Here is a 1,415-nt window from a genome sequence, read left to right as displayed (position 1 = left end):
GCTGGCAGTCCTCCCAGCTTGTCAAACCTGCGGCATCCAAGTCAAAACGATCGCAGGCGAGTGCATCGCCAAAGCCAAGGCGAGGGAATTTCTGCCCTTAAACAAATCCTCTTTTGTAACGGACGATCGAACTAACACCCGCCCGAAACGCATTCCCCAGGCTAACAGCGCCGAACCCAGCACCATGGTCACTACTATTTCTATAAGTTCAGAATATGCTCGCTTAACTAGGTTTTAACACGCTGTGCGATCGACTTGAACCCCAATCAATAGTGGGAGAGAAGAAGAGTGGGGGAGAGTATTTGACGATGTTTGGGTTTCGTTCCTGAATTTCCCGCTACAATCGAATAAACAGGATTTATCCACAATCGAAGCAGGCAAAACAACCTTTAATTCTAAACGCTTGACCTGCATCGCTTGCTCGACATTAAGTTGGGTCAGATTTTTGTTGATGAGTCGGAGTCAATGGTTGAGTTAGTAAAGCAAGGAAACCCAAAAAAAGCGCTGGAAGTTTTTCCTACGAAAAAAGGGGCATTAATTATGAATTAGTATTAGGGATTAAATAACTACTTGGGTGAAAAATAGCAGGAAATTATTGATGCTGCAACTTACCCACAAAAGTCAACAACGAATCAAGGAGTACCAACTGAAATGTGGCAAAATATTATTCGGCTTAGTAAAGTAGTTCCGTTGGGCTTCGGCTCCATTTTTTTGTTAATGATTAGCATCGGATTGTCGACTAAATTGAGTATGGATAATTTAGCAGAAGCTATTGAGTGGCAAACGCACACTTATGTAGTCAAGACCAATTTGCAAGCCCTAGAAAAAGATTTAGTGGATGCTGAAACAGGACAGCGGGGCTTTATCTTCGCTGGAAAGGAGGAATTTTTAGAACCTTACAAAAAGGGGACAGTCGCCTTTTATAAAACAGTAAATGACACAAAAGAGTTAATAAAAGATAACCCGGAACAACTGAAAAATATGGAGGAACTTGAAAATTTGGGTCAGCGAAAACTAGATGAATTAGCGGAAAGTATATCCCTGAAAAGGGCTGGGAAAGAACCAGAGCTAAGAGCCTTGGTGATTTCAGGTAAAGGGAAGATATTTATGGATGAAATTAGGGATAAGCTGGCAGAAATGCTTAAGGTAGAAGATACTCTACTGGTTCAACGAACAACATTAGCAAAACAGTCGGAGCAATTAGCGACGATGGTTTCTATAGGAGGTACAGTTGTTGCTGTAGTATTGGGTTCATTTATTGTATTATTTATTTCCACTAAAATTATCCGACCAATCAATCAGGTAGCAAATACGATCGCCAGTTCTTCCACAGAGATCGCGGCCACAGTTGAACAGCAGGAACGCACAGCCGCACAGCAATCGAGCTCTGTAAATCAAACTACAATCACAATGGA

The 1,415-nt window shown here is 41.8% G+C and carries 2 protein-coding genes; both read left to right on the top strand.

Annotated features, from left to right (window positions below):
- On the top strand, nucleotides 1–238 hold a 238-nt coding region (locus QUA42_RS27550), incomplete at its 5' end, for a hypothetical protein (RefSeq protein ID WP_333141857.1).
- 413 nt (nucleotides 239–651) lie between these two features.
- Nucleotides 652–1,415: CHASE3 domain-containing protein (locus QUA42_RS27545; RefSeq protein WP_333141855.1), on the top strand; the 764-nt coding region annotated here is incomplete at its 3' end.

The organism is Microcoleus sp. Pol11C2 (genome assembly GCF_036701505.1).
In the GTDB taxonomy this organism is placed as follows: domain Bacteria; phylum Cyanobacteriota; class Cyanobacteriia; order Cyanobacteriales; family Microcoleaceae; genus Microcoleus.
Note: the sequence above shows the minus strand (reverse complement) of the source record. Positions and strands in the feature narration are given on the sequence as shown.